Genomic DNA, 25008 nt, shown 5'->3' with positions numbered 1-25008 from the left:
GGTTCTCGGAGCCGCCCGGGCAGATGGGCGACCGGGCCCGGCGATCAAGGGATGCGCATGTCGGCGAGGACACGATCGTGGAAGCCCTTCACCGGGCCGGCATGGACCAGCTCCCACTCGTCGAGCACCATCCCCATCGTGGTCGAGGCCCCGCGGAGATGCTGGGCGATCTGAAGGACCCGGTCGATGCAGTCGGCCGCGTGGAAGGCGCGGCCCTCCGCGGTGGCGTCGTCGGGCAGGATCGCACGGGCACGCTCGACCTGACCGCGCAAGGGTTCGTCGAGCTCGGCGAGCGCCCAGGCGGTGGTGGTCGCCATGATCGGGCCGAGATGGCCGCCGAGCAGCATCTCGCCGGTGAAGCCGGCATCTGGCATCGCGGCATTGTGGAAGTGGTGGGCCATCGCGGCCAGGAACACGGTGCCGGGATCGGCCCGGTGGAACGGGCTGAGGCAGACGCCGTAGACCGCTACGATCAGGCAATGCTCGGCATGGTTCTCGGGCGGCTCCAGCAGGATCCGGGCGCGGCCGGGACAGGTGACGCCCGCCCGCGGCTGCTGCGCCAGGGCGGCGACGAAGCCCGGCAGCGGCCCGGGCCGGCCCGCCGGACGCGGCGCGAGCCGCGCACGCAGGCGGTCGCGGAGTTCCGGATCGAGGTCTCCGGTGACAGCGTCGAAGCCCGCCACCAGCACCGCGGAGGCGTCCGCGTCGGAGAGCCCCGCCGCGGTCAGGAAGGCCGCGTCGAGGTCGCAGAGGCGCGTCGCCGCGAGGGTGGTCGCGGTGATATCGAGGGCGACGTCATCGGGCGCGCCGCCGCCGGTGAGGAGTCCCCATCCCTGCGCGAACAGCCGCTCGGCGATCGACCCCTGGCGGCCCGCCGAGCGGACCCGCTTGAGGTCGTTCATCTCGACCAGAAGGTCGCGCAACGCCTCCGGCGCGGCGGCGCCGGAGGGGGACGGGTGGTTCTCGCTCGGCATCGTTACTTTCAGACGGCGTGCAGCAGTTCGGGTGCGGCCTGCACCGGACGCCCCAAGGACCCTTCCGGCTCGCCAACCGACGAAGGTTGAAGCGCGCGTCTCCTCCCCTGTGCGGGGAGGAGCGTACATTGTGGTGCGTCAGCGCTCGTTCAGTGCACGCCCAGCCAATCGTGGAGCATCTTCTCCTGCTTGCCGAAGGCGTGCTCCGGCCCATGGCCGTTCTTGACCATCGGCGCCTTGAAGAAGGTCGAGAGCTGCTCCTGCACGCCGCCATCGCCGCGCTTGTTGGCGAGGTCGAGGACGCGGGCGATCTCGATGACCAGCGGGGCGGCCAGGATCGAGTCCTTGCAGAGGAAGTTCACCTTGATCTGCATTCGCTGGCCCATGAAGCCGGTGACGTCGATGTTGTCCCAGGCTTCCTTGTCGTCGCCGCGCGGCCGATAATAGTGGATGTGCACGAGGTGGTCCTCGACCGGGTAGCCGAGGATCGAATCGAGCACTGTGCCCTTGGTGTTGAGCTTGGACTGCAGCGAGTTCGGGTCGTTCAGCGCCAGGCCGTCGCGGTTGCCCAGGATATTGGTCGAGAACCAGCCGTCGACGTGCAGGGCGCGCGCCTTGAAGGCAGGGGCCAGCACCGTCTTCATCATGGTCTGGCCGGTCTTGCCGTCCTTGCCGGCCACCGGGACGTTCAGCTCCTTGGCGAGGTCCAGGAGCGCCGGGACGTCCGCGGCCACGCTCGGGGTGAAGTTGGCGTAGGGGATGCCGCTCTTGATCGCCGCGTAAGCGTAGAGCATCGCCGGAGAAATCGCCTCGTCGCTCGAATCCAGGCCCTTCTCGAAGGCCGCGGTCGAGTTCAGGGTCGGGTCGTTCAGGTCGGGCCAGCGCTCGGTGGAGGCGAGGTTCACCACGACCACATCGTCGAGGTTGCTCTCCTTCTGGAAGCGGCGAAGGTCGTTGGCGATCACCGAGACCGCCTCGCGGTGGTCCTTGGCGACGATGCGGTTCTGGCCGTCGATGTTCTTGCAGAACTTGGCGCTGCCCACCGCCGGCCAGGGGGTGATGCCCTTCAGGACCTGGGCGCCGTTCTCGATGTCGTCCTTCGAGAGCACGCCGTGCCCGCTCGCCGCCGCGGCGAGGTCGTCGCCGTTCAGGTCCCAGCCGCCGAAGACGAGATCCTTGTAATCGGCCAGGCCCGCCACGGAGAGGCCGGCGAGCGGCAGCCCGTCGAGCCGGTTCGAGCCGGATTTGATCATCTCGATGCCGGCGATGGCGGTGGTGGCGACGGCGCCCCCCATCCCAACGAAGGCGACACCGACGCGGCGACCGGACTGCATGCTCATCGGAAACTGATGTCCTTGTGGGGACGCGGGTGGCGTCTTGGGACGGAAAGTTCGGCCCCCCCGGGCGGTACCTAACTGGCTCGGACGTGCAGCGTTCCAAGCCGAATGCGACAACTTTGCGCCTCCGTTCCTTGGGGCGCGGCGCGATCACGGCGTTACGGCGGCCTTAAAAAGCAGGGTTAACCCTTCGTTGACCGTGCCACGCTTGGATCACGGAGCCGTCCCATTCTGGTCACGGCCGGCGCCGATACGGCCGCCGCTTCCAAGGACCTGGCCGCCAGACGCCGGGCCGACAAAGGAAAAATCTGAAGAGGACCAGTGATGGGGGTTTTCCCGGAGCCGGCGCGTTGCGCCGACGACGTGAGCCGACTCGCGCCGACCGCGAGCCAGATCGAGGATGAAACCGTGGCGTGGCTGCCGCGGGCCGGACGCGGAACGGAGCGCCGGTCACTTCGCCGCACAGGCCAGAATGGGATCCGCCGGCTCTCCGGAACGCTGGTCCTGGGCCTGATCGCCGGGTTCGGCCTGCCGCAGGCGGCCTTCGCGCCGGCCTATTTCGCGCCCGCCGCGCAGGCTCACGACCGAGTGGACACCAGCCCGCGTGCCGCGCAGGCGCTCGCCCGCTCCGCGATGGACGCCGCGCCGATCGAGGCCTCTTCCGAAGCCTACGCCGCCTGGAGCGGACTGCCCGTTCCGGAGCAGGAGCCGGCCACCACGGCGCTGATCCAGGACAACCTCGCCGCTCTGCCGCGCGTGACCCAGGAGCAGGGCGAGGCCGCCGTCCGGTTCGGCCAGCGCAGCGTCCCGGGCAAGGTGGTCGACACGATCGTAAAGGCTTCCGACGAGGCCGGTGTCGATCCCGTCTACATGATGGCGCTGGCCGACAAGGAATCGAGCTTCGACACCGACGCGAAGGCTGCGACCTCCTCGGCGCAGGGCCTGTTTCAGTTCGTCGCCCGCACCTGGCTGGAGATGATCCGCGATTACGGCGCCCGCTACGGGCTCGCCAACGAGGCCGCCGCCGTGAAGGGCCGCGGCTCTGCAATCACCGTCACGGCCGGAATGCGCACCCGGGTCCTCGGCCTGCGCAACGATCCGCGCGTGGCGGCGCTGATGGCGGCCGAGTTGATCAAGCGCGACCGCGAACGGATCGAGGCGCGGGTCGGTCGGGCCCTCTCCACCACCGAGCTCTACCTCGCGCATTTCCTCGGCACGGCCAGCGCCGGACGCTTCCTGTCGCTCTCCTCCGAGAGGCCCGACGAGGTCGCGGGGCGGGAGTTCCGCAGCGCGGCGCGGGCCAATCGCAGCCTGTTCACCGAGAAGGCCGGCGGCAAGCGCCGCAGTCTGACCGTGGCCGAACTGCACGGGCGGATCGAGGACATGATCGACCGGCGGCTGACGCGCTACAAGGGCGTCGCGGCAGTGGCCGAGGCCCTGGATAAAACGCCGGCTCAGACCGAGGTCGCCGCCGACGAGGCAGGGCAGGCTGCGGGCAACCGCCGCGTGCAGGTCACGGAAGCGCTGCCGCCGGACGGGGTGTGAGGACCGGGTCTCCATCCTGACGCGCAAGGGTATCGTGATTGAGGCGTCGCAGGCATCACCCCGTCATTCGGGGGCCGCGCAGCGGAACCCGGTATCCAGAGCCGCCGATGCGTCAGGTCCTGGCACGCGCGGTGTTTCTGGATTCCGGGCTCGCCTGCGGCGCTCCGGAACGGCGGAGCCGGGAGCGCGGTGCTTCCCGAGGCTGATCGTCCGCCTCAATGCCCGCCGGCCGGCGCACCGCCGCCGAGCTTGACGCTCTTCAGGCTCAGCGCCAGCGGCACCGCGCAGGCGGCGACCATGCCCAGCACCCAGAATACGTCGATATAGGCCCAGTAGGCGACCTCGGTGCTCAGCACGCTGCCGATCCAGGCCGTCGCCTGGTTCTGGGCCTCGACGCCGACATAGCCGTGCTCGGAAAAGTACTGCGTCGCCCGCCGCATCGTCTCCTGGTAGGCGGGCTCGGCCGGATTGATGCTCTCGACCAGCCGGCTCTGATGGAACTGGCTGCGATAGGCCAGGATGTTCTGGGCGAGCGAGACGCCCATCGAGCCGCCGACGTTGCGGGCGACGTTGATCAGGGCCGAGGCCTGGTCGGTCTGGTCCTTGCGGATGCCCTCGTAGGAGGCCGAGGTGATCGACAGGAACACCATCGGCAGGCCGATGCCGATCCAGACGCGCGACCACGCGAAGAACGCGAAGGTGGTCGTGCCGTTGAGCCGCGTCAGGTCGTACATCCCGAGCGCCACGATGGTCATGCCGGCGGCGATCAGCCATTTCGGCTGCACGTAGGCCGAGACCCGGCCGGTGAGGAACATCATCACCACCGTGACGATGCCGCCGGGACCGAGCACGAGGCCCGACAGGGTGGCGGTGTAGCCGTAATATTCCTGCGTGATCTGCGGAATGAACTGCGTGGTCGAGATCAGGATCGCGCCGGTGAACATCATCACCAGGAAGCACGAGCCGAACTGGCGGTTGCCCAGCAGGCTCAGGTCCACGACCGGATTCTTCTTGTTCAGGAGCCACGGGATCATGGCCACGAACGAGACCACCATCAGCACGCCCGACACGTTCATCAGCGTCGAGGTGCCGAACCAGTCCTTCCGCTGCCCCTCGTCGAGGATCACCTCCAGCGAACCGAGGAACAGGGCGACCAGAACAAAGCCGACGATGTCGAAGCGAATGCCCTTCCGGACCAGGGCGCGGCGCTCCTTCTTGGCCGCCTCGCTGTCCTCGATCAGCCAGTACATCAGCCCCAGCGCGATCACGCCCACGGGGCCGTTGATCAGGAAGCACCAGTGCCAGGAGGCGTTGTCGGAAAGCCAGCCGCCGAGCGTCGGCCCGATCACCGGCGCCACGACGATGGCGACGCCGTAGAGCGCGAAAGCCTGACCGCGCTTCGCCGGCGGGAACGAATCGGCCAGGATCGACTGGGCGAGCGGGGCCATGCCGCCGCCGCCGAGCCCCTGCAGCACCCGGAACAGCAGCAGCGATTCGAGGCTCCAGGCGAAGCCGCACAGGATCGACGAGATCGTGAACAGCCCCACCGACCACATGAAGAACGCCTTGCGGCCGTAGCGCTTGGCCAGGAAGCTCGAGGCCGTGAGCGTGATCGCGTTGGCCACGAGGTAGCTCGTCACCACCCAGGCCGCCTCGTCGGGCCCGACCGCGAGGCCGCCCGAGATGTAGCGGAGCGCCACGTTGGCGATGGTGGTGTCGAGCACCTCCATGAAGGTCGCCAGCGCCACCACGCCGGCGATCAGCCAGGGATTGTGGCCGCCCGGCGCCTTGCTTGAAGCGGACTTGCCCGAAGCGGACTTGCCCATCCGTGGCTTGTCCGCATTCGGCTTCCGCCCGGGCGCGGCCGACCCGCCCTCGGCGGCCATCGCGCTCACCGGACCGTGACGGTCGGAACGATCGACATGCCCGGGCCGATCGAGACGTCCGTCGGCCAGTCGCTGACGACGATCTTCACCGGGATGCGCTGCGTCACCTTCACGTAATTGCCGGTGGCGTTCTGCGCCGGCAACAGGCTGAAGGCGGTGCCGGAGCCCGGCTGCACCGAGGCCACCGTGCCGTGGATCTTGCGGCTCGGGTAGGCATCGATCGCAATGTCGACCGGCTGGCCCGGACGCATGTCGGTGATCTGCGTCTCCTTGTAGTTCGCCGTCACCCAGATGTCGTCCGGCACGAAGGTCGAGAGGGTCTGCCCGGCCTGGGCAAGCTGACCGATGCCGCCCGTCAGCCGGACGACGCGGCCGGACTGCACGGAGCGGATTGTGGTGTAGCCGAGGTTCAGTTCCGCCTGCTCGACCTGCGCCTTGTCGCGGGCGAGCTGCGCCTCGGTCGAGGCCTTCTGCGCCTGGAGCGAGCCGATCTGCTTCTGCGCGGCGACCACGCTGGCATTGGCGCTCTGCAGCGAGGCCTGCCGCTGCTGCAGCGTCGAGGTCGCCGATTGCGATTGCTGGATCGAGCCCGAGCCGCGCTCGGCGAGGTCCTTGTACCGGGCTGCGTCCTCCTGGGCGAATTTCAGCGCCGCCTCGGCGGTGGCGACCTGCGCCTTCGACACGTCGATGTTGGCGTACTGTGCCTGGATCTGGGCATCAATGTTCTTGATCGCGGCGTTGTCGGCCTCGACCTGGGCGTTCGCCTGCTCCAGGGCGATCTGATAGTCGCGCTGGTAGATCTGGAAGAGGACCTGCCCGGCCTCGACGTGCTGGTTGTCGGTGACCGGCACGTCGACGAGGTAGCCGCCGACCTTGGGCTGGATCGAGATGCTGCGCGCGTCGACGAAGGCGTCGTCGGTGCTCTCGTACGGGTGCATGTACAGGAGCCAATAGAAGAACACGCCCACGCACAGAGCGACCACCGCGAGCGCGCCGAGCAGAAACGCGAACGGGTGGCGGCGCAGGATGTTGGGGCGGCGCTCCTCGTCCTCCTGATCGTCCGCCCCGTCGTCGGTCTCCTCCTTCGGCGCGTCCTGATCCGTCTCTTGGTCCTCGCCCTCCGCGCCGGGCTTGCGCGCGGTCTCGCGCTCCTGCGCTGGCCGGCCGAGATCCAGGACATCGCGGTCGACGACATCGCGGTCGACCGTATCGACCCGGCCATCGGCCGGCCGCGCGCGCGCCGCCTCGGAGGCCTGCCGCTGATCGTCAAACATGGGAAATCGTCGCCCGGTGGGCCGGCCCCCAAAGGTGGCCGGACAGTGCATAACGCCCGCCTCGCACTGCAAAAGCCGAGCGCTGGCCCAAGGTTCCATGGTGCGGCGGTCGCCCCCAGGAACGCTTGCCGCACTGCGGCGTTCTGCGCCGGGAACCTCTGCCGCTCACGGCTGCCAGGTTCGGAGTTTCGCAATGACCAGCAGTCCGACACCGAATTCCGGCCCCACCGTTACGTCTCCGTCCGGCGTCCCGCTCGTCGGCGTCGCGCGCCTCGACGCCATGAGCGCGGCGCTCGCCCGCAACTGGTGGCTCATCGCCCTGCGCGGGGTCATCGCAATCCTGTTCGGCGCCGTGGCCTTCATCGCGCCCGGGGCCTTCGTGCTCTCGCTGGTGCTGTTCTTCGCCGCCTACATGGTCGCCGACGGCGTCTTCGCCATCATCGGCGCGGTCCGGGCGGCGCAGCGTCACGAGCGCTGGGGCTTCCTGCTGCTGGAAGGCCTCGTCGACATCATCGTGGGTGTCGCGGCGGTTCTGGTCCCGGCGGCGGCGGTCTGGGCCTTCGTGCTGCTGCTCGCCGTCTGGGCCCTGGTGACCGGCGGGCTGATGATCGCCGCCGCCTTCCGGCTGCACCTCCATTACGGCCGCTGGTGGCTCGTCCTCGGCGGCATCGTGTCGATCCTGTTCGGGATCGCGCTGATCCTCGAGCCGGGCATGTCGGCCCTGGTGCTGACGTGGTGGATCGGCTCCTACACCTTCGCCTTCGGCGTGCTCCTGCTGATCCTGGCCTTCCAGCTTCGGAGCCGGCACGGAGCCGCCGGGTCGTCCATCACCCTGACCGGGCGCTGATACGAACCGGATCCGTGGCCCGATCCACACGGCCGCGGTGGGATCGTCATCCGGGTTCGATCACGCCGCGGTGATTGCGGGACACGGGGCCTGAAGCAGCCTAGAACACCGCGTCGACCGGAGCGGCCGGTCCCGGACCCTGCAATGCGATGACGCCCGACGCGCCGGAGCGCGCCCCGACCGACGGGCCGACACCGTCAGATCCGAAGGCCGCGCGCCCAGCGAAGAGCGATGCGCCCGACCCGCGCCTGGCCGCCCGCGAGGCGCGGCGCGCTGCTCTCGACCTCCTCCGGCACCTGTGGGTCCTGCTCGCCGCGGGCGGCCGCGGGGTCGCGCGCCTCGGGGGCGCCGCATCCGCCCGCTCCGGCGCGCTCCTGGCGCGCAGGCGCGATCGGGCTCGAACGGAGGCTCGGCCGAGCGTGCCCGCCGCCGACCGGCCTGCCGCCGAAGCGGGGACGCGCTGGGGCGGACAAGTGCGGCGGCGGCCGGTCCTGCTCGCGGCCGGTGCCGCGATCCTGCTGCCGGCCCTGGCGCTGGCGCTCTACCTGCTCGCCGCGCTCCTGACCCTGCCGCCGCTCGGCGGGGCCGTCGTCGAGACCGGTCAGCGGGCGATCACCGTCGAGGCCGATGACGGGCGCGTGTTCGCCACGCGCGGAAGCTTCCGCGGCCAGAAGCTCACCGCCGCCGACCTGCCGCCGCATCTCGCGCAGGCGATCGTGGCGATCGAGGACCGGCGCTTCTACAGCCATTGGGGCCTCGACCTGCGCGGGCTCGTCCGGGCGGCGTGGCGCAACGTCACGGGCGGCGGCGTGCGCGAGGGCGGATCGACGATCACGCAGCAATATGCGCGCCTGACCTCGCTCAATCAGGAGAAGACGCTCTGGCGCAAGGTCCAGGAGGCTTTCCTGGCCCTGCGCGTCGAGGCGACGATGAGCAAGGACGAGATCCTGCTCGGCTACCTCGACACCGCCTATTTCGGCGCCGGCGCCTACGGGGCGGATGCGGCGGCGCGGCGCTATTTCGGCAAGCCGGCCAAGGCCCTGAGTCTTCCAGAGGCGGCCATGCTGGCCGGTCTGGTGCGCGCGCCGTCTCAGCTCGCCCCGACCCGCAACCTCGGCGGCGCCAAGGAGCGGGCCGACGTGGTGCTTCAGGCCATGGTCGAGACCGGCGCGATCACGCAAGGAGAGGCCGACGCGGCCCGCCGGCAGAGCGTGACCCTGAAGACGCCGCCCGAGGCGCCGCCCGGGACCAATTACTTCCTCGACATGATCGCCGGCGACGTGAAGCGCCTCGCCGGCAAGGACGGCGACGTCACCGTCCGCTCGACCCTGAACCTCGACCTGCAGAGCCTCGCCGAAGGCGTCGTGGCCCGGCGTCTCGATAAGGACGGGCGGCGCCGTAAGGTCGGTCAGGCGGCAATGGTTGTGCTGTCGAAGGCGGGTGCGATCCTCGCCATGGTGGGCGGCCGCGACTACGAGGACAGCCAGTTCAACCGCGCCGTCCAGGCCAAGCGCCAGCCGGGCTCGCTGTTCAAGATGCTGGTCTACCTGACCGCCTATGAGAACGGCTACAGCCCCGAATCGGTCCTGGTCGATCGTCCGGTCCAGATCGGCAATTGGGAGCCCGAGAACGACGACGGGCGCTATCGCGGCCCGGTGCCGCTGCGGACCGCCTTCGCGCTCTCGATCAACACGGTAGCGGCCCAGCTCGGCCAGGAGGTCGGCATCCCGGCGGTGATCGCCACCGCGCGCCGGCTCGGCATCCAGTCCGACCTGCCGAACGTGCCGAGCCTCGTCCTCGGCTCCGGCGGCGTGACCCTTCTGGAGATCACCCGCGCATACGGATCGGTCCTCTCCGGCCGAACCCCGCTCCAGGCCTACGGCATCCAGGCAATCCGCGGAGCGGCGCCGCAGCCGCTCTACGTCCAGACCGATCCGGCACCCGGCGCGACGCTCGCGCAGGAGCCGCGCACGATGATGCTCGACTCGCTTCAGGCGGTGGTCGAGTCCGGCACCGGCCGGGCGGCGCGGGTGCCCGGTCAGATCATCGGCGGCAAGACCGGTACGAGCCAGGATTTCCGCGATGCCTGGTTCGTCGGCATGACGCCGGACCTCGTGGTGGGGGTCTGGATCGGGAACGACGACGACAGCCCGATGAGCCGGATGTTCGGCGGGGAGATGCCGGCCGGGATCTTCCACGATTTCGTCCAGCGGGCGTCGGAGAAGCTCGCCAAGGGCAAGCCGCGTCCTTCGGCGGAGCGGGCCGAGCCGGCCCGGGCGGTCGCGGCCGCGGCGGATCCGCCCCCGGCCGGCGAGATCCGGGGCGTGCCGGAGGTGATCGATACCGGGACCCTGAACCTGCGCGGCCGCGTCGTGCGCCTTCTCGGGGTGGAAGGCGAGCGCGGACATCTCGCCCGGCAGCTCGCCAGCTACCTGCGGCGGCGCGAGGTGGTCTGCACGGGCGTCTCCGACGGGGCCAAGGCCCGCTGCCGCATCGAGGGCGACGACCTCGCCGGGCTGATCCTGGCGGCGGGCGGCGCCCGCGCCGCGGAGGATGCGCCGCCGGACCTGCTCGGGGCCGAGGAGCAGGCACGGGCCGAGCGGGTCGGCCTGTGGGGCCGGTAGGGCGTCAGGCCCGGCCGAGCTTGGCGAGCGTCAGCGGGTCGGGCGAGCCGCCGAAATAACGTGCCAGCGCTTCGGCGAAGAGCGGCTCGTCCGGCGCGGCGGCGGCGAACAGCGTCATGCTGGAGCGGAATTTGACGTCGTCGGGCGCGCCCAAGATCGCGTGCGCCGATCGCCCGGCCACGGCGTTGACGGCCTCCGTGCAGCTGCGCAGGCGCGCGCCGAGCACCGGATGCGCGCAATAGGCGCGCGCCTCGCCCAGGGATCCGATCGCGTAACGCTGCGCCATCGGGCTGGAGCCGAGGCCGGCGATCTGCGGGAAGATGAACCACATCCAGTGGCTGCGCTTCGCCCCGGCCTGCAGCTCCGCGAGGGCGCGGGCGTACACACCCTCCTGCGCGGCGACGAAACGGTCGAGATCGTAGGGCTCGGCCATGTGGTGCTCCTCGACATCGCTCCCTGACGCACCGGCCGCCCTGGTGTATGCGGCCGCCATGCTCGGAATTCTCATCGGCTTCATGATCGCGAACCCGGCGGCGAGCCACGCGATGACGGCGGTTCTGGAGACCGCCGGGATGGCCGCGGCCCTGATCCTCCTGCGCACGCCCCGTCCCGAGGGCACCGCGGCGCTTCTGGTCTCGACCTACTATTACGGCCGCGAGGCCGGACAGCGCGAGCACGACATCAAGCATGCCGGCTGGGACGCGGTTCAGGCGCATCTCGGCGCCGAGTTCCTGTACGGCTGGTCCGTGCCGAACCTGCAGCAATGGATCGCGCCGACCTGCGCGGCCTGGGCGGTGGCGGCCGCGCTCTATCTGATCCGGTTGCGGGGAGCGCGGCTCCCGACCGCCGCGCTGGGACGCCGCCCCTAGTCTCCCGTCGGCGCCGCGGTGCTCAGCCTCGCGTGAACGACCCGTCCGGCGGCCCGATCTCGCTGCGATCGCCGAGAAGCCGCCGGCCCGAGGCGATGATCTGCACTGTCTCCCGGCTGCCGCACTGACGCCGGGCCAGCGCCTCGAGGTCACGCAGGTAGTCGATCAGCGGGCCGCGCTGCTTCTCGCCGCGGCCGATCACCGGCTCGACCTTGGCGGTCACCGTTCCGGCAACCGAGTCCCAGAAATCGGCGGGGTTTCCCATGGACTTTCCGATCGAAGGCTCGTGCATCGCTCGTCCCTTCCGGCTCACGGGCGGCTTGTCGGGCCATTCGGGAGGGGCCGCATTGACCCATGTTGAAGGCCGGGCCGGGATCGCCCGTCCGCAGCGCGCGGCTCACTGCATCGTCATCGCGGGGCGGCGCTGCACGGGGTCGAGGCCGGTCCCGACACACGGCAGGGGACCGACATCCCGTCCGATGGTTTGCCAGCTTACGGCGACCTCGTACCTGGAGAACGTGCAGTTGCGAAATCCGCGGAGAGCGCCCCGGCTCGATCGCCGAGGCCGTGAACGGGCGCATCGTCGGGAGCCTCGACACGCTGGCGCGGGGCCTATCTTGACGGAACCTGCCTCCTGACGGCGTGACGCGCCGTGGCCCGGACCTGCACTCGGAGATCATCGCATGCCGCAGATCACCATCGGCGGACTCTCGTTCCGGTACCTCCTCGAGGGGCCCGAGGGGGCCCCGGTCGTTGCCTTCTCGAACTCGCTGGGTGCGACGCTGGAGATGTGGGATGCCCTGCTGCCGGCACTCGGCGGGCGATACCGGACCCTCCGGTACGACACGCGGGGCCACGGCGGCTCGGAGACGCACGACGCGCCCACGGAGATCGCCACCCTGGCCCAGGATCTGTCAGGGCTGCTCGATGCCCTCGGCCTCGGCCGGGCTCATCTGGTGGGCCTGTCGCTCGGCGGCATGACCGTGCAGGCGCTCGCGAGCGCCGATCCCGCGCGGCCGCTCAGCGCGACCCTCATGGCGACCGCCGCCTCCATGCCGAGCGCGCAGACTTGGAACGAGCGCGCCGAGACCGTGCGGGACCAGGGAACCGCGGCAGTCGTCGAGGCGACGCTGGGGCGCTGGTTCACCGCGGATTTCTCGCAGCGCGCGCCGGAGACGGTGCAGGCGATCCGAGACCATTTCCTCGCCTGCGACCCGGCGGGTTACGCGGTCTGCTGCGGCGCGATCGGACGCATGGATCTGCGGCCGACCCTCGCGGCCATCACGGCGCCGACCCTGGTGATCGCCGGACGCGACGATCCGTCGACGCCACCGGCGATGGCCCAGGAGATCTGCGACGGGATTCCCCAGGCCGAGCTCGTGGTGCTGCCGCGGGCCGCCCATCTGCTGGCCGTCGAGCGCGCCGAAGCCGCCGGCGGCTATCTCCGCGCCTTCCTCGACCGCAACACGTCAGGAGGTTGAACGGCTCGGCGCGATCCGGACTCTCGCGCCTCCGACCCGAAGCCGATTCTCAACCATTGACTGTCAGTCTGACGGCTGCGGGCCTGCGTCATCGGCCCGCGGAGCCCGCGTATCATGGCCCATACCGCAGCGCCCGGCGCCCCGGCTCCGTCCGGGATGACGGCCGGCATCCCGCTCCTGGCGGCCATCGAGGGCTTGGCCAAGGCGCTGTTCGCGGCCTTCATCTTCTTCGCCTGCTTCGCCTTCTCGGAGACGTCGCCCTACGACGCCGTGGCGATCCCCACGATCGTGCTGTGGCTCTGCCTCGGCGTGCGCCTCCACCGCGGGACCGTGCCGCTGCTCGCGCTCCTTCTGCTCTACCTCGCGGCAATCGTCACGGCGCTGCTGCCGTACCTCAACGAGGATTTCCCGGTCACCTGGACGATCCAGCTGATCTACCTCACGGTCACCTGCATCTTCTTCGCGATGTTCTTCGCGGACGACACCCACGCCCGGATGGAGCTGGCGCTCAAGGCCTACACGGCGAGCTGCGTGTTCTCGGCGGCGCTCGGCATCGTCGGCTACCTGCAATGGCTCGGGATCGAGGACCTGTTCTACAAGTACGACCGCGCCTCGGGGACATTCCAGGACCCGAACGTGTTCGGCTCGTTCCTGACGCTGGGCGCCCTCTACCTGATGCACGGCCTGCTCACCGGCTCCACGCGGCGGCCGCTGGTATCGCTCGCCGGGCTCCTGATCATCGTCGCCGGCATCTTCCTGTCGTTCTCGCGCGGCTCCTGGGGCGGCAGCGTCGTGGCGGTGCTGCTGATGGTGGGGTCGGTCTACGCGGGCAGCACCTCGCCCCGCCTGCGCCGCCGCATCGCGTTCCTGACGCTCGCGACGATCGTGCTCGGCACCGTGGCGGTGATCGCCCTGCTCTCGGTCGACCACGTCCACAAGATGTTCGAGACCCGCGCCGCCCTGACCCAGGATTACGATCAGGGCGAGACCGGCCGCTTCGGCAACCAGATCCGGGGCTTCGCCATGCTGCTGGAGCGCCCGTTCGGGATGGGGCCGATGCATTGGCGGCTGATCTTCGGGCTGGAGCCGCACAATTCCTATATCGGATCCTTCGCCAATGGCGGCTGGCTCGGGGGCGCGGTCTTCATCGGGCTGGTGCTGACCACGAGCGTGGTCGGCTTCCGGCTCCTGATGCGGCCGTCGCCCGTCCGGGCGCACGCGCAGATCGTCTGGCCGGCGCTGCTGATGTTCTTCCTGCAGGCCTTCCAGATCGACATCGAGAAGTGGCGTCACGTCTACATGATGCTGGGCATGGTCTGGGCGCTGGAGGCCGCGCGGGTGCGCGCTGGCACGCCGCAGGCCGGGCGCGCTTGTAACGCGGCCGCGGCCGGGTCATCGCTGGCCCGCGGCCGAGCTGATCGCTGAGCGGCGCAGCCGCACCGGGAGGCGGTACGTGACGACACAGCCGGACATTGAGGAGGATCGGCTCGCGGCCCTGCACGCCCTGGGGATCCTGGACACCCCGCCCGAGCCGCACTTCGACGCCGTCTGCCGCACCGCCCGCCGCCTGTTCGGCGTGCGCAGCGCCTTCGTGGCGCTGATCGACGACACGCATCAATGGCTGAAGACGCCCTGCGCCGACGTTCCGGCCCGGATGCCGCGCTCGGAGAGCTTCTGTCAGCATACGATCCGCGGCGACGCCCTGCTCGTCGTTCCCGATGCCCGGCTCGATCCCCGATTCCGCGACACGGCCCTGGTGACGCGCGCGGACGGGATCCGTTTCTACGCGGGCGTCCCGCTGAGCCTTGAGAAGGGGCTGCGGGTCGGCACGTTCTGCCTCGCCGATCCTGAGCCCCGCGCCACCTTCTCGGAGGCCGACAGGGCGGCCCTGCGCGACCTCGCCGAGATCGTCGTGGCCCATCTGCGCCTGACGGAGGCCAATGCGCGCCGGGGCCGCGAGATCGAGCAGGGCGCCATCCGCGAGGCCCTGATCCGTGAGCAGCACCGCGAGATCAACGCCCGCGCCCGCGCCCAAGAGGCGGTGAACCACCAGCTCACCATGGCCGAGCAGCTCGCCAGCATCGGCAACTGGCGCGTCGAGTTCGCCGACGGCCGGCAGGTCTGGTCGGCCAGCCTCCACGCGATCGCCGGTCGCGACCTCGATACGCCGCCACCGCGCCTCTCAGACTTCGCGCAGATCTACCATGCCGACGACCGGGCCGGCGTCGAGGCGATCGTCGCGGACGCCATTGCCCACCGCAGGAGCTTCGACTTCGAGGCGCGGCTGTTGCGCCCCGACGGTCAGACCCGCCACGTGGTCGTCCGCGGGATGGTCCGCGGGGATGGCGCGGTCGGCGGCCTCGTCGGCGTGCTGATCGACGTCACCGAACGTCGGCGCGCCGAGGACGAGGTCCGCCGCAGCGCGCTGCGCTACCGCGGCCTTGCCGAGACGCTGCCGCTCCTGGTCTGGACCATGCGGGTCGGCGACGGGCAGGCGACCTACGCCAACGCGCAGTTCCACAGCTACTACGGACCGATCGGGCCGGAGCGGGCCGAGCGCCTCGTCCGCAACCATCCGGAGGATGCCGCCGCCATGGAGGCGGCCTGGAACCGGGCCGTCGAGACCGGTACGGGCTACAGCGGCCAGTGGCGGATCCGGCGCCACGACGGCGTCTATCGCTGGCACAAGATCTCGCTGATCCCGATCCGGCTCGATCCCGCCAGCGGGGCGGTGGCGGAGTGGCTCGGGACCGCCCTCGACGTCGATGACATCGTCACGGCGCGGCTGGCGGTCGAGGAGGCCCGCGGCCTGCTGGGGATCGCCCTGGATGCCGCGGGCGCCGGCACCTGGGACTGGGACATGCGCACGGGGCTCGCGACTCTGAGCCCGGAGAGCGCGCGCATGCACGGCCTCCCCGATTCCGGTGAACCCCACACGCTCGCCGCGGCGGACTGGACGGCGCTCCTCCACCCCGACGATGTCGGCGATGTCTGGAACGAGATCCGGCGGGCGGTGGAGACCTCCACCACCTACACGGCCGAGTTCCGGGTGGGTGAGCGCTGGCTCTACGCCCGCGGGCGCACCGTGTTCGGGCCCGAGGACCAGCCGCAGCGCATGGTCGGCCTGCATCTCGACATCACCGAACGCAAGGCCGCCGAGGCGGCTTTGCGCGCGGCCACCTGGGACGCGGAGGCAGCACGCGCCGAGGCCGAGCGGGCGAGCGTGGCCAAGAGCGAGTTCCTGGCCGCCATGAGCCACGAGATCCGCACGCCGCTGAACGGCATCATCGGCTACGCCGATCTTCTCCTCGACGAGAGCACCATCCAGAACGAGGACCGGCGCCGCCTGGAGCTGATCCAGAGCTCGGGCGCGGCGCTGCTCACCGTCGTCAACGACATCCTCGACTTCTCGAAGATCGAGGCCGGCGAACTCGCCCTCGATCCGGTCCCTTTCCCGCTGATCTCGATCGTGGACAGCACGGTCTCGATCGTGCGCGGCAGCGCGATCCGGAGCGGCCTCGCCATCGAGGCCCGGATCGATCAGGCGCTCCCAAACTTCGTGGTCGGCGACCCGGGCCGCCTACGGCAGGTCTTGCTGAACCTCCTCAACAACGCCGTGAAGTTCACCCCCGCCGGCTCCGTCACCGTGACCGTGCAGCGGGAGGGTGAGAGCCTCGCGCCCGACGGCAATCCCGGCGACGTCGTCCGGTTCGCCGTGACCGATACCGGAATCGGCATCGCGCCGGCGCAGCAGGACCGGCTGTTCAAGCGCTTCAGCCAGGTCGACGGCTCGATCAGCCGCCGCTTCGGCGGCACCGGCCTTGGCCTCGCGATCTCCCGCCACCTCGTCACGCTCATGGGCGGCGAGATCGGGGTCATGAGCCGCGAGGGTGAGGGATCGACCTTCTGGTTCCGGCTCATCCTGCCGCGGAGCGCCGAGGTCGCCGACGCGAACGGCGTGCCCGCCGGCGACGACACGGCCGCGGCGCGGCGATCGTCGCCGGTCGTGGAGGCCGCGGCCCAAACGGCTCCGAAAGCGGCGCCGCTCCGGTTGCTCCTCGTGGAAGACGTGCCGCTCAACCAGGAACTCGCCTGCGCGGTCCTCGAATCGCAGGGCTACGCGGTGGACGTCGCCGGGGACGGGGCCGAAGCGATCACGGCAGTCGGGACATCGGTCGCCGCGGGCCGCGCCTACGACCTCGTCCTGATGGACGTCCAGATGCCCCTGGTCGACGGGCTGACCGCCACCCGCCGGATCCGCGCGCTCGCGCCGCCGGCCTGTGACATCCCGATCGTGGCGATGACCGCCAACGTCCTGCCGGCGCAGATCGAGGAGCTGCGCGAGGCCGGGATGGACGATCATGTCGGCAAGCCCTTCCGCCGGGCCGACCTCTTCGCCACGATCAGCCGTTGGACGGCGCCGGGCGCACGCCGTCCGGCACGCTCGGAGGAGCCGCGCCGCCGGGCGCAGATCGATTCCGCCATCCTCGACGCCGCGGTGCTCGGCGAGATGGAGGTGAGTTTCGGATCCGACCGCGTGTCGGCCCTTCTCGATCTCCTGGCGAATGAATTGTCGGAGCGGTTCCGGCCGAGCGAGACCGATCGGCTTCAAATCGCCCACGACGCGCACGCGCTGGTGGCGGCGGCGGGGCTCCTGGGCTTCGTCGGCCTGTCCAGCCTGTGCCGCGAGGTCGAGGCCGCCGCCCATGCGGGCGCCGACCTGATGCCGCTGATCCGGCGCCTGGAGGTCCAGCGGGCAACCGCCTTGCGGGCCATTCGCCAGCTGCGCGCGGCGTAAGCCCAGATACGGGTTGTGGGCCTGAGCCCCTCCCCGGCCGGTGGCTTCGCCGACAGCGGCGGTGCGACGCTATCCGGCCTGCACGACGCCGACGGGCGTCCCGAGGTCGATCCCGACACGCGCGATGGTGACGCGCGCTTCATAGACCGAGGGTTTCGACCGGAAGCCTCAGCCTGGATCGTCGGCGGGCTTCTCGCCGGGCGGGGCGAACAGGTCCTCCGGCGCGATCACGGTGACGCGGCGCTGTGCCAGGTCGAGAACCGGCACGAAGGCCTTCGTGAAGGGAAGGAGTGCGGTGGCGCCTCCGCCCGGAGGGCGCAGTTCCAGCAGGTCGCCGCCGCCGTAATTCGGCACCGCGACGATCACTCCAACGGTCGCCCCGGCCTCATCCACCGCCGTGGCGCCGATCAGGTCGGCGGCATAGACCTCCTCGTCATCCTCGGGCGCGGCCAGACGGTCGCGGGGAACGAACAGGGCAACGCGGTTGAGCGTCTCCGCGGCGTTGCGCCCGGAGATGCCGGTGACTCGGGCGATCAGCATGTCGGGCGATGAGCCCGGAGCAGGGCGCACCTCGGCGAGCGTCAGCGTCCGCCCGTCCGCTGTCTGCAGGGGGCCGTAACCCGCGATCGCCCGCGGATCGCCGGTATAGGATTTGAGCCGGATCTCGCCGGTGAGACCGTGCGCCCGCCCGAACTCGCCCAAAAGGACGAGGTTCGGATCGGGCGGCACGGGCGGCGGCGCGGGCTTGGGGGCCGGTGCCTTGGGCGAGGTTGCGGCGCCCGGCGCAATCGCGCCGATCGCCGTGCTCGTGCGGCCACGGCGGCCGCCGTCGCGGGGCGTGGGACCTGCGGGGCGGCGCGCCATGACCGAGCGCCTTACGCGGCGGCGTCCTCGGCGGGCGCCGCGGCCTTCTCGGCGCGCTTGGCGGCACGCTCCTTAGCCTTCTCGCCCGGCTCCGCCTTCTGCGGGTTGTTGCGGGTCGGGCGCTTGGCAAGGCCGGCCTGATCGAGGAAGCGCAGGACGCGGTCGGTCGGCTGCGCGCCCTTGGCGAGCCAGCTCTGGATCTTCTCGTTGTCGAGGATGATGCGGGCCGGATCGTCCTTGGCCTTCATCGGATCGTAGGCGCCGACCTTGTCGATGAAGCGGCCGTCGCGCGGGGCGCGGGCATCGGCGACGACGATGCGGTAGTAGGGGCGCTTCTTGGCGCCGCCGCGGGTGAGACGGATCTTGAGGGCCATAATCTGACTACTTTCGCTGTTGCTCGATCTGGGACTCGTGGTCCGCCTTGATCGACTGGTGGTGCCGAATGACTTCCTTGACCACGAAGGCCAGAAACTTCTCGGCGAAGTCGGGGTCGAGATTGGCGTCGACCGCGAGCTTGCGGAGCCGGGCGACCTGACGGGCCTCCCGGTCCGGATCGGAAGGGGGGATCCCCTTTCGGGCCTTGAGCTCGCCGACCCGCTGCGTGCAGCGGAAGCGTTCGGCGAGGAGATGGATCAGCGCCGCATCGAAATTGTCGATGCTGTCCCGCAGGCGCGCGAGTTCGGGATCGACGGCCTGCGCCGCGAGCACGCTCATTTCTTCTTCCCCGGCATGAACCCACCGAGACCCGGCAGCTTCGGACCGCCGAGGCCCGGAAGCCCCGGAAGTTTGGGCATTCCGCCTCCGCCCAGGCCCGGCGGCATCGACGGCAGCTTGCCGCCGAACTGCTTCTCGAGCTGCGCGATCTGCTCGGGCGTCGGCTCCGGCATGCCGGGCGGAAGGCCGGGCATGCCGGAGCCCATTCCACCCCCCATACCGCCGCCGAGCCCGAACATCGAGCCGAGCGCCTGCCCGATCCCGCGCTTGCCCTGACCCATCGCCTTCATCATGTCGGCCATGGTCCGGTGCATCTTCAGGAGCTTGTTGATCTCCGAGACGTCGACCCCCGAGCCGGCCGCGATGCGTTTCTTGCGACTGTTCTTGAGGAGGTCGGGATTCTTCCGCTCCTGCGGCGTCATCGACGAGATGATCGCCCGCTGGCGCTTGAACATCTTCTCGTCGAGGTTGGCACCCTCGACCTGCTTCTTGATCGCGCCCATGCCGGGCAGCATGCCCATCAGGCCGCCGATGCCGCCCATCTTCTCCATCTGGGCGAGCTGCATGGACAGGTCTTCGAGATCGAACTTGCCCTTGCGCATCTTCTCCGCGGTGCGGAGCGCCTGCTCGTGGTCGATGGTCTCGGCCGCCTTCTCGACGAGCGAGACGATGTCGCCCATGCCGAGGATGCGGTTGGCGACGCGGGACGGGTGGAACTCCTCCAGCGCGTCGACCTTCTCGCCGACGCCGACGAGCTTGATCGGCTTGCCGGTGACGGCCCGCATGGAGAGCGCCGCACCGCCGCGGGAATCGCCGTCCATACGCGTCAGCACGATGCCGGTGACGCCGAGCCGCTCGTCGAAGGCGCGAGCGGTGTTGACCGCGTCCTGGCCGGTGAGCGCGTCGGCGACCAGCAGCACCTCGTGCGGCCGGGTCGCGGCCTTCACCTCGGCGGCCTCGGCCATCAGGCCCTCGTCCACCGTGGTGCGGCCGGCGGTGTCGAGCATCACCACGTCGAAGCCGCCGAGGCGGGCGGCGTCCATGGCGCGCTTGGCGATCTGCACCGCCGACTGGCCGGCGACGATCGGCAGGGATTCGACGCCGACCTGCTTCGCCAGCACCGCGAGCTGCTCCATGGCGGCCGGGCGGCGCGTGTCGAGGGAGGCGAGCAGCACCTTGCGCTTCTCGCGCTCGGCCAGGCGCCGGGCGATCTTGGCGGTGGTGGTGGTCTTGCCCGAGCCCTGCAGGCCGACCATCAGGATCGGCACCGGAGCGGGGGCGTTGAGATCGACGGTCTCGGCATCGGTGCCGAGCATCGCCACGAGCTCGTCGTTGACGATCTTCACGACCATCTGGCCGGGCGTCACCGACTTGAGCACGACGGCGCCCACCGCCTTCTCGCGCACCTTGTCGGTGAAGCCGCGAACCACCTCGAGGGCGACGTCGGCCTCCAGCAGGGCGCGGCGCACCTCGCGCATGGCGGCGGTGACGTCGGCCTCGGTGAGCGCGCCGCGGCGCGTCAGCCCCGAGAGGATGCCGGAGAGGCGATCGGACAGGCCTTCGAACATGATCCTGACGCCCCGCCGTTACTGCTCGAGCCCGGCGCGCTCGACGCGGCGCGCCTGGAGGGCGGCCTCGAAGCTGCGCACGGCCTTGGCGAATTTGTCCCGGCACTCCGGGTTGCAGAAGCCCACCACGGCGCCGTTATAGAGCGTCAGCGAGTCGGCCGAGATCGGCTTGCCCGACCACGGGCAGGTCTCGTTGATCGCGTCCTCGATCTTCAACGCTTCTTGATCTCGCGTCATGCGGGTGCCTCGGCCGGCGAATCCCGTCGCGGCGGATCGAGCCAACACCCATCGCGCCCGAGGGCGCAGACGCGCTGTCGGGCGTTGACCTCCGGTCTCACGGGACCGGTCGGCTTGGCATCGGTCGATCAGCTACGGATCGGGAGGGCGGGGCGTAGCCGCGATGGGGCGGAAAGTCAATTTTTCGTCCCGCGCGACGCCGAGCCAAGCTTGCAAGGCCCGAAACGGGGCGGCCCATCGCCATTAACTTTTACCGATCGTTAAGTATGTTGCGATTGTCATTGCCAGGTATTCGCTCAGGACGCCTGCCGATGTCGGAACCCGCCCGCTCCACACCGCCGCTCGAGGCCGGCGGGCGCTCCGCGCCCGGTCCGCTCCGCGACTGGCTCGCTGCCATGAAGTCCCAGGCTCCGGCCGAGCTGCGCGGCGACGCGCGGACCGAGGAGGCGCATTCCGAGCCGAAGGCCGGTCGCCCGGCCGAGACTTGGTCGCCGCGGCTCGTGCAACCGGCCGAGCAGCCCCGTGCCGTCGCCGAGGATGCCGACGTGTCCGAGCTGATGGCCGAGAACCTGATGCTCAAGGCCAAGCTTCGCGTGGAAGCCGAGCGCCAGGATGAACTCCAGGCGATCCTGGCCGAGGAGATCCGCACGCTGCGCGAGCATATCCGCGAAGAGATCGGCTCGATGGAGGATCTGCGGGCCGAGCAGGAGGAGATCCGTGCGGAGCGCGACGAGTTCCGCCGGGAGCGCGAGCGGTTCCGCATCGAGCGGGAAGAGATGCGGGCCGAGCGCGACCGGGCGATCACCGAGCGCGACACGCTTCGACTCGAGCGCCTCACCCTGGCGGGCGAGCGCGATGCCCTGCGCGAGGAGCGCGACCTGTGGCGGGCCCGTACGGAAGCGCTGGCCCAGCCTCTGTTCCAGAGCCAGAAGCGCTGAGAGCGCCCGGACGCGACCCTGAAAAGCCGAAGGGCCACCCGAGAGGGTGGCCCTTCCATTGCCGAACCGTGATGTCCGGCGGAACTGTCCCGAGATCGGAGCTCTGACGCGTCTTAGAACGACACGCCGGAGGCGACGGTCCAGGTCCGATGAGCCGAGACACACGGCTGATGACAATGAGACACTGGATCACCTCCTTTCGTTGGTTGCGGATGACGCGAAGGTAGGTGGCCGCGCCCGGCTTGTGAAGCCCCGTGCCTGCGCCCGTTTGTCCTCCCCCGCGCCGACGCTTTGCCGCCCGGGCGGCCGGGCGTATGACGGGCGCTCCGCAGTCAGCCCGAACCGCCTTGAACGCGCCCTTCACGAATCCGCCGCGTCCCGCCGACGAGGCCGCGCTCGATCCCGACGCGATGCGCCAGCCGCTCGGCAACGCGTGGTATTGCGTCGGCCAGTCCCGGAGCCTGGGCAAGGCGGGCACCAAGTCCGGCCTCCGGGCCGTGGCGCTGAACGGCGAGCAGATCGTGATCGGCCGCGCCCCGGACGGAAATCCGTTCGCGCTGCGCGACCGATGCCCCCACCGCGGCATGGCCCTGTCGAAGGGCCGCTTCGACGGCGACACGCTGATGTGTCCCTTCCACGGCTGGCGCTTCGGAACGGACGGGCGCTGCCGCGACGTCCCGACCCTGTCGGAGCACGACGCCGCCGATTTCTCCCGAATCCAGGTGCAGCGCTTCCCGATCCGCGAGAGCGCCGGCTTCCTCTGGGTGAACCCGCATATCGGGCCGGCAGCCGGCGACGTGCCGGCCGTTCCGGAGCTGGATTTCGCGCCGGCGGGATCCCTGGTGGTCGAGCTCGTGGTCGAGGCCTCCTTCGATCTCACGACGTTGAGCCTCGTGGATCCGGGCCATGTCGCCTTCGTCCACGATTCCTGGTGGTTCCGGCCCTCCAAGCAGCTCCGCGAGAAGGTGAAGACCTTCCAGCCGGTCCCCCACGGCTTCGTCATGACGAGCCACGCCACCACGACGAGCTCGCCGGTCTATCGCCTGCTCGGCGGGGTGCCCGAGGTCGAGATCGAGTTCCGCCTGCCGGGCGTCCGCCTCGAGCGGATCCGCGCGGGGGCCAAGCGGGTGGCGAACTACACCTTCGCGACCCCGCTCACGCCGGACCGGACGCTGCTCACCAACGCCCTGTACTGGAGCATGCCGGCGCTGAACCTGCTGAAGCCCGTCGCACGCCCGCTGATGCGCCAGTTCCTGACCCAGGACCAGCAGGTGCTCCAGCACGCGCAGGACGGGCTCGACCGCAAGCCGACCATGGTGCTGTTCGGCCAGGGCGACCTGCCGTCGCAATGGTATTTCCGCCTCAAGCGCGAGGCGCTCGAATCCGCCCGCGATGATCGACCGTTCACGAACCCGCTGGAGCGTCGTGAGTTACGCTGGCGATCCTGACGGCGGGCCAGACGTCGAACCGCACATATCCCGTGATTTAAGACCCTATTAACCATACTAAGAGCAATCATTCCGGCGCAGTACCTCTTCTGGGACGCTACGCGCCGATGCCCCGCTTCTTCATCGACCTTCATGACGGCCTGCAGCCGATCCACGACGAGGTCGGCTTCGAACTGCCGGACCTGCCGGCCGCGCGCGCCAAGGTTACCCGGATCATGTCGGCGATCGCCCGCGACATGCTGCCGGATGTCGAGCGTCAGGATTACGTGGCCTGCGTGCGCGACGGCGTCGGCAAGGTGGTCTACCGGGCGCGCCTGTCCCTCGCCGCCGAGATGGTCGACTGAGCGATCCGGCGACGGCCCCGCCCTGGGTCTCGCTGCCGCAAGGTCCGAGAACTTGACCGGAGCGCGCGATCGGCCATCTCCGGTCCATGAAACGGCGCAGCCTGCTCACGGTCGCCAGCGCGGCCACGGTAATGACGCTCGGCGGTGTCGGCTATGCCGCGCACCGGCGCGGCAAGAACCCCTATTATGGCGGACCGACCTCGGACCATTTCGATGGGCTGCGGTTCTTCTCGCCCGATCAGGCGACCGACAAGTCGTTGCCGGACGTGCTCCGCTGGCAGACCAAGCGTCAGCGCGAGCCGTGGCCCAAATCGTTTCCGAGCCCGTTTCCGGCGGACCGGCCGCCCGAGCGCGTCTCCGGGCTGCGGGTCGTGCTGATCGGCCATGCGAGCTACCTCGTGCAGGTCGCCGGCCGCAACATCCTGATCGATCCGATCTTCGCCAAGCGCGCGAGCCCGGTCCGCTTCGCCGGGCCGAAGCGGGTCAACCCGCCGGGCATCGCGCTGGCCGATCTGCCGCCCGTCGACGCGGTGCTGATCACCCACAATCACTACGACCATCTCGACGGACCGAACCTCGCCCGGATCTGGCAGGCGCACCAGCCGCTGATCGTGGCGCCGCTGGGCAACGACGCCATCCTGCGCGGCTACGATGACACGATGCATGTCGAGACGCGCGACTGGGGCCAGTCGGTCGATCTCGGCGACGGCCTGCAGGTCCACCTGACGCCCGCGAACCATTGGTCGGCCCGAGGCGTCAACGACCGGCGCATGGCGCTGTGGTGCGCCTTCGTGATCACCTCGCCCCGGGGCGTGCACTATCACGTCGGCGATACCGGGTTCGGCGACGGTGCGCTCTTCCGCGAGATCCGGGCCCGCTTCGGGCCGCCCCGGTTGGCGACCCTGCCGATCGGCGCCTACGAGCCGCGCTGGTTCATGCGGGCGCAGCACGTGAATCCGGCCGAGGCCGTCGAGGCCTTCATGCTGCTCGGCGCCGAGCAGGGGCTCGGTCACCACTGGGGCACGTTCCAGTTGACCGACGAGGGTGTCGAGCGGCCCGTGGAGGCGCTGACGGCGGCGCTCGCGGAGGCGGCGCTTCCGCCCGAGCGGTTCGTCGCTTTGCGGCCCGGTCAGGTCTGGCAGGCCTGAACGCCGGCGGATCGGCTGCCGCCCCAATAGGCATGATGCGTGCATCATACCGCATGCAGCATGGATCCGCGGCACTGAGGTGTCCGCCGCGCGCCTGAACGGCGTGCGCCGC

The 25008-nt window shown here is 70.2% G+C and carries 22 protein-coding genes; 11 read left to right on the top strand and 11 right to left on the bottom strand.

Annotated features, from left to right (window positions below):
* Window positions 1–44: 44 nt before the first annotated feature.
* Entirely contained in the window at window positions 45–974 is a 930-nt protein-coding gene (locus ABIE45_RS08545) for a hypothetical protein (RefSeq protein WP_192706322.1), read from the bottom strand.
* Between the two features lie 149 nt (window positions 975–1123).
* A complete protein-coding gene (locus ABIE45_RS08540) occupies window positions 1124–2314 on the bottom strand; it encodes an inositol-3-phosphate synthase (RefSeq protein ID WP_192706321.1) in 1191 nt (396 codons plus the stop codon).
* Between the two features lie 321 nt (window positions 2315–2635).
* Between ABIE45_RS08540 and ABIE45_RS08535 the strand changes: the two genes are divergently transcribed.
* Window positions 2636–3856 (top strand): transglycosylase SLT domain-containing protein, encoded by a 1221-nt coding sequence (locus ABIE45_RS08535; protein ID WP_192706320.1) that lies wholly within the window; start codon window positions 2636–2638, stop codon window positions 3854–3856.
* Window positions 3857–4071: 215 nt separating this feature from the next.
* Here ABIE45_RS08535 and ABIE45_RS08530 read toward each other — a convergent pair whose 3' ends face one another.
* Window positions 4072–5682 (bottom strand): DHA2 family efflux MFS transporter permease subunit, encoded by a 1611-nt coding sequence (locus ABIE45_RS08530; protein ID WP_192706319.1) that lies wholly within the window; start codon window positions 5680–5682, stop codon window positions 4072–4074.
* A 65-nt stretch (window positions 5683–5747) separates the two neighbouring features.
* On the bottom strand, window positions 5748–7016 hold the full coding sequence (locus ABIE45_RS08525) for an HlyD family secretion protein (protein WP_192706318.1): 1269 nt from the start codon (window positions 7014–7016) through the stop codon (window positions 5748–5750).
* 193 nt (window positions 7017–7209) lie between these two features.
* Here ABIE45_RS08525 and ABIE45_RS08520 point away from each other — a divergent pair, with 193 nt between their 5' ends.
* Window positions 7210–7863, top strand: a complete 654-nt coding sequence (locus ABIE45_RS08520; protein ID WP_192706317.1) for an HdeD family acid-resistance protein — start codon at window positions 7210–7212, stop codon at window positions 7861–7863.
* Between the two features lie 149 nt (window positions 7864–8012).
* Window positions 8013–10487: a PBP1A family penicillin-binding protein gene (locus ABIE45_RS08515; protein ID WP_192706316.1), complete on the top strand. Its 2475-nt coding sequence runs from the start codon at window positions 8013–8015 to the stop codon at window positions 10485–10487.
* A 4-nt stretch (window positions 10488–10491) separates the two neighbouring features.
* Here the strand turns inward: ABIE45_RS08515 and ABIE45_RS08510 are convergent, their stop codons facing one another.
* On the bottom strand, window positions 10492–10920 hold the full coding sequence (locus ABIE45_RS08510; RefSeq protein ID WP_192706315.1) for a DUF1810 domain-containing protein: 429 nt from the start codon (window positions 10918–10920) through the stop codon (window positions 10492–10494).
* A 58-nt stretch (window positions 10921–10978) separates the two neighbouring features.
* Here ABIE45_RS08510 and ABIE45_RS08505 point away from each other — a divergent pair, with 58 nt between their 5' ends.
* Entirely contained in the window at window positions 10979–11356 is a 378-nt protein-coding gene (locus tag ABIE45_RS08505) for a hypothetical protein (protein ID WP_192706314.1), read from the top strand.
* A 22-nt stretch (window positions 11357–11378) separates the two neighbouring features.
* Here the strand turns inward: ABIE45_RS08505 and ABIE45_RS08500 are convergent, their stop codons facing one another.
* Complete coding sequence (locus ABIE45_RS08500) at window positions 11379–11621, bottom strand: hypothetical protein (RefSeq protein ID WP_373622239.1); 243 nt, start codon at window positions 11619–11621, stop codon at window positions 11379–11381.
* Between the two features lie 418 nt (window positions 11622–12039).
* Here ABIE45_RS08500 and pcaD point away from each other — a divergent pair, with 418 nt between their 5' ends.
* From pcaD to ABIE45_RS08485, 3 genes are all read left to right on the top strand, one after another.
* Window positions 12040–12837 carry a 3-oxoadipate enol-lactonase gene (gene pcaD / locus ABIE45_RS08495; protein WP_192706312.1) on the top strand — a complete coding sequence of 266 codons (798 nt, stop codon included), beginning with the start codon at window positions 12040–12042 and terminating at the stop codon, window positions 12835–12837.
* Window positions 12838–12951: 114 nt separating this feature from the next.
* Entirely contained in the window at window positions 12952–14262 is a 1311-nt protein-coding gene (locus ABIE45_RS08490; RefSeq protein WP_192706311.1) for an O-antigen ligase family protein, read from the top strand.
* Between the two features lie 28 nt (window positions 14263–14290).
* Complete coding sequence (locus ABIE45_RS08485; RefSeq protein WP_192706310.1) at window positions 14291–17635, top strand: ATP-binding protein; 3345 nt, start codon at window positions 14291–14293, stop codon at window positions 17633–17635.
* A gap of 168 nt (window positions 17636–17803) precedes the next feature.
* Here the strand turns inward: ABIE45_RS08485 and rimM are convergent, their stop codons facing one another.
* From rimM to ABIE45_RS08460, 5 genes are read right to left on the bottom strand one after another with little or no spacing between them, the layout of a single operon-like run.
* Window positions 17804–18499 (bottom strand): ribosome maturation factor RimM, encoded by a 696-nt coding sequence (rimM, locus tag ABIE45_RS08480; RefSeq protein ID WP_192706309.1) that lies wholly within the window; start codon window positions 18497–18499, stop codon window positions 17804–17806.
* Window positions 18500–18510: 11 nt separating this feature from the next.
* Window positions 18511–18873: a 30S ribosomal protein S16 gene (gene rpsP / locus ABIE45_RS08475; protein WP_192706308.1), complete on the bottom strand. Its 363-nt coding sequence runs from the start codon at window positions 18871–18873 to the stop codon at window positions 18511–18513.
* Between the two features lie 7 nt (window positions 18874–18880).
* Complete coding sequence (locus ABIE45_RS08470; protein WP_192706307.1) at window positions 18881–19213, bottom strand: chorismate mutase; 333 nt, start codon at window positions 19211–19213, stop codon at window positions 18881–18883.
* Window positions 19210–20781, bottom strand: a complete 1572-nt coding sequence (ffh, locus tag ABIE45_RS08465; protein WP_192706306.1) for a signal recognition particle protein — start codon at window positions 20779–20781, stop codon at window positions 19210–19212. The genes ABIE45_RS08470 and ffh overlap by 4 nt, the downstream gene beginning before the upstream one ends.
* Window positions 20782–20799: 18 nt before the next feature.
* Complete coding sequence (locus tag ABIE45_RS08460) at window positions 20800–21018, bottom strand: glutathione S-transferase (protein WP_192706305.1); 219 nt, start codon at window positions 21016–21018, stop codon at window positions 20800–20802.
* 311 nt (window positions 21019–21329) lie between these two features.
* Here ABIE45_RS08460 and ABIE45_RS08455 point away from each other — a divergent pair, with 311 nt between their 5' ends.
* The 4 genes from ABIE45_RS08455 to ABIE45_RS08440 all read left to right on the top strand — a co-directional run bounded on the left by ABIE45_RS08455 (window position 21330) and on the right by ABIE45_RS08440 (window position 24896).
* Window positions 21330–21956: an ATPase gene (locus ABIE45_RS08455; protein ID WP_192706304.1), complete on the top strand. Its 627-nt coding sequence runs from the start codon at window positions 21330–21332 to the stop codon at window positions 21954–21956.
* A gap of 410 nt (window positions 21957–22366) precedes the next feature.
* The gene (locus tag ABIE45_RS08450; protein ID WP_373622856.1) at window positions 22367–23404 is read left to right on the top strand and encodes a Rieske 2Fe-2S domain-containing protein; all 1038 of its coding nucleotides are present in this window, start codon (window positions 22367–22369) and stop codon (window positions 23402–23404) included.
* A gap of 107 nt (window positions 23405–23511) precedes the next feature.
* The gene (locus ABIE45_RS08445; protein ID WP_192706302.1) at window positions 23512–23748 is read left to right on the top strand and encodes a hypothetical protein; all 237 of its coding nucleotides are present in this window, start codon (window positions 23512–23514) and stop codon (window positions 23746–23748) included.
* 86 nt (window positions 23749–23834) lie between these two features.
* Window positions 23835–24896 (top strand): MBL fold metallo-hydrolase, encoded by a 1062-nt coding sequence (locus ABIE45_RS08440; protein WP_192706301.1) that lies wholly within the window; start codon window positions 23835–23837, stop codon window positions 24894–24896.
* Window positions 24897–25008: the final 112 nt, after the last annotated feature.

This window comes from Methylobacterium sp. OAE515 (assembly GCF_041806315.1).
Taxonomy (GTDB): Bacteria; Pseudomonadota; Alphaproteobacteria; order Rhizobiales; family Beijerinckiaceae; genus Methylobacterium; species Methylobacterium tardum.
The sequence above is the reverse complement of the archived record's forward strand: the minus strand, read 5'-3'. Positions and strand labels throughout refer to the sequence as shown.

What these genes read in the sequence shown, in the direction of transcription:
- ABIE45_RS08525 (WP_192706318.1), bottom strand. Translation starts at nt 7,016, where the DNA reads ATGTTTGACGATCAGCGGCAGGCCTCCGAGGCGGCGCGCGCGCGGCCG.
- ABIE45_RS08450 (WP_373622856.1), top strand. Translation starts at nt 22,367, where the DNA reads ATGCGCCAGCCGCTCGGCAACGCGTGGTATTGCGTCGGCCAGTCCCGG.
- ABIE45_RS08545 (WP_192706322.1), bottom strand. Translation starts at nt 974, where the DNA reads ATGCCGAGCGAGAACCACCCGTCCCCCTCCGGCGCCGCCGCGCCGGAG.
- ABIE45_RS08445 (WP_192706302.1), top strand. Translation starts at nt 23,512, where the DNA reads ATGCCCCGCTTCTTCATCGACCTTCATGACGGCCTGCAGCCGATCCAC.
- ABIE45_RS08515 (WP_192706316.1), top strand. Translation starts at nt 8,013, where the DNA reads ATGACGCCCGACGCGCCGGAGCGCGCCCCGACCGACGGGCCGACACCG.
- ABIE45_RS08490 (WP_192706311.1), top strand. Translation starts at nt 12,952, where the DNA reads ATGGCCCATACCGCAGCGCCCGGCGCCCCGGCTCCGTCCGGGATGACG.
- ABIE45_RS08535 (WP_192706320.1), top strand. Translation starts at nt 2,636, where the DNA reads ATGGGGGTTTTCCCGGAGCCGGCGCGTTGCGCCGACGACGTGAGCCGA.
- rimM (WP_192706309.1), bottom strand. Translation starts at nt 18,499, where the DNA reads ATGGCGCGCCGCCCCGCAGGTCCCACGCCCCGCGACGGCGGCCGCCGT.
- ABIE45_RS08530 (WP_192706319.1), bottom strand. Translation starts at nt 5,682, where the DNA reads ATGGGCAAGTCCGCTTCGGGCAAGTCCGCTTCAAGCAAGGCGCCGGGC.
- ABIE45_RS08470 (WP_192706307.1), bottom strand. Translation starts at nt 19,213, where the DNA reads ATGAGCGTGCTCGCGGCGCAGGCCGTCGATCCCGAACTCGCGCGCCTG.
- ffh (WP_192706306.1), bottom strand. Translation starts at nt 20,781, where the DNA reads ATGTTCGAAGGCCTGTCCGATCGCCTCTCCGGCATCCTCTCGGGGCTG.
- ABIE45_RS08460 (WP_192706305.1), bottom strand. Translation starts at nt 21,018, where the DNA reads ATGACGCGAGATCAAGAAGCGTTGAAGATCGAGGACGCGATCAACGAG.
- ABIE45_RS08440 (WP_192706301.1), top strand. Translation starts at nt 23,835, where the DNA reads ATGAAACGGCGCAGCCTGCTCACGGTCGCCAGCGCGGCCACGGTAATG.
- pcaD (WP_192706312.1), top strand. Translation starts at nt 12,040, where the DNA reads ATGCCGCAGATCACCATCGGCGGACTCTCGTTCCGGTACCTCCTCGAG.
- ABIE45_RS08505 (WP_192706314.1), top strand. Translation starts at nt 10,979, where the DNA reads ATGCTCGGAATTCTCATCGGCTTCATGATCGCGAACCCGGCGGCGAGC.
- ABIE45_RS08500 (WP_373622239.1), bottom strand. Translation starts at nt 11,621, where the DNA reads ATGGGAAACCCCGCCGATTTCTGGGACTCGGTTGCCGGAACGGTGACC.
- rpsP (WP_192706308.1), bottom strand. Translation starts at nt 18,873, where the DNA reads ATGGCCCTCAAGATCCGTCTCACCCGCGGCGGCGCCAAGAAGCGCCCC.
- ABIE45_RS08540 (WP_192706321.1), bottom strand. Translation starts at nt 2,314, where the DNA reads ATGAGCATGCAGTCCGGTCGCCGCGTCGGTGTCGCCTTCGTTGGGATG.
- ABIE45_RS08455 (WP_192706304.1), top strand. Translation starts at nt 21,330, where the DNA reads ATGTCGGAACCCGCCCGCTCCACACCGCCGCTCGAGGCCGGCGGGCGC.
- ABIE45_RS08520 (WP_192706317.1), top strand. Translation starts at nt 7,210, where the DNA reads ATGACCAGCAGTCCGACACCGAATTCCGGCCCCACCGTTACGTCTCCG.
- ABIE45_RS08510 (WP_192706315.1), bottom strand. Translation starts at nt 10,920, where the DNA reads ATGGCCGAGCCCTACGATCTCGACCGTTTCGTCGCCGCGCAGGAGGGT.